The 1291-nt window shown below is 71.4% G+C and carries 3 protein-coding genes; all 3 read left to right on the plus strand.

Annotated elements, in window-relative coordinates; translation table 11 throughout:
• On the plus strand, positions 1-181 hold a 181-nt coding region (locus U9980_RS01825), incomplete at its 5' end, for a hypothetical protein (protein ID WP_322766408.1).
• Positions 171-923, plus strand: coding sequence for a GNAT family N-acetyltransferase (locus tag U9980_RS01830; RefSeq protein ID WP_322756313.1), 753 nt, complete (start codon positions 171-173; stop codon positions 921-923). The genes U9980_RS01825 and U9980_RS01830, both read left to right, overlap by 11 nt.
• Positions 924-1291 (plus strand): carotenoid biosynthesis protein (locus U9980_RS01835; RefSeq protein WP_322766409.1); only part of this gene is annotated, 368 nt, incomplete at its 3' end.

Consider the following 1291-nt stretch of genomic DNA (forward strand, 5'->3'; position numbering starts at 1 on the left):
GGTGGAGGCGGCTGCTCGGCACCGGACAGCCGAGTTGACCAGCATCCACAGCCCCGCCCACCGGCCCGCCCACCGCCCCGCCCGCCGGCCCGGCCACCAGCGCGTGCGGGTGTCGGCGGAACGGGGTTGGGCACAACGCCCCGAGCACCCGTTATTGTCGAGCACCTTGGATGGTGTATGAGACGGACACGCCCCGCGCGTGGCCAACCGGCGACTGGCCGATCACCGTGGCGCGGGGCGAGGACGAAGACGCGAGGGAGGCAGGCTTGATGGAGCACATCGGGCTGGTCCGCTGGACACCCGCGCGGATGCGTGCCCGGCTGAGCGACGTCATCGGTGTCTACAAGGCCGCCTTCCTCGACGTCCACGAGGCTGATCCGGCGCGGGCGGCCATCGAGCGAACCATGCACGCACGCCGGCACGCTGAGCGTCGGGATCTGCGGGCGGTGGCGGCGCTGCTGCCAGACGACCGCCTGATCGGCTTCGCGTATGCCCTGCCCGGGCAGAAGGGCCAGTGGTGGCATGACGTCGTCTGCGACGCGCTGCAACCCGAGGACGCCGCGGTATGGCTCAGCGACTGCCTGGAGATCGTCGAGTTCCACGTCCTGCCGGAGTTCCAGGGACGGGGGGTCGGGCGCGAACTGATCCGGGAGCTGCTGCGCGAGGCTCCGCAACGCACAGCAGCGCTGTCGGCGCTGGAGCTTCCCGACAGCCGGGCCCGGCGGCTGTATGCCAGTGAGGGCTTTGTGCCGCTGCTGTCGAACTTCCAGTTCCCGGGCAGCTGGGTCGAATACGCGGTACTGGGTAAGCACCTCACGGCCACCGAACCCGCCCAGGGGGAACAACCCCGGTCCCGCGGCACAGCCGAACCGCCGACCGGCCGGGCTCAGGGGGCCAACGGCCGGCGGGTTCGTGCGGTCTGAGTGACCGCCCTTGCATGGGTCTTTGCCGCGGTCACCGTCGCCGCACAGATCGCCTATCCTCTGGCCACAAGTGCCGGACGACGTGATCTCACCGTCGCGACGGTGCTGTCGTTCGCCGCGGCCTCGGTCATCCACGCGGCTTGTACCCGCGGCGCCGGATGGGCGGCCAGCATGGTCCTGGTCACCGCCGGCGGCGGGCTTGCCGCCGAGACCGCCGGGGTCCACACCGGTCTCCTCTTCGGCCGCTACGTCTACACCGATGCCCTCGGGCCGGGTGTCGCCGGGGTACCCGTGGTCATCCCGCCAGCCTGGACGATGATGGCCTACCCGGCCTTCACCCTGGGACGCTACGCCGCCCGCCGGCTACC

The sequence above is a fragment of the Protofrankia sp. Cr1 genome, assembly GCF_963555865.1.
Lineage (GTDB): Bacteria > Actinomycetota > Actinomycetes > Frankiales > Frankiaceae > Protofrankia.

Bases quoted from the DNA above. Each gene is read 5' to 3' on its own strand.
- U9980_RS01830 (WP_322756313.1), top strand. From the start codon at position 171: ATGGTGTATGAGACGGACACGCCCCGCGCGTGGCCAACCGGCGACTGG.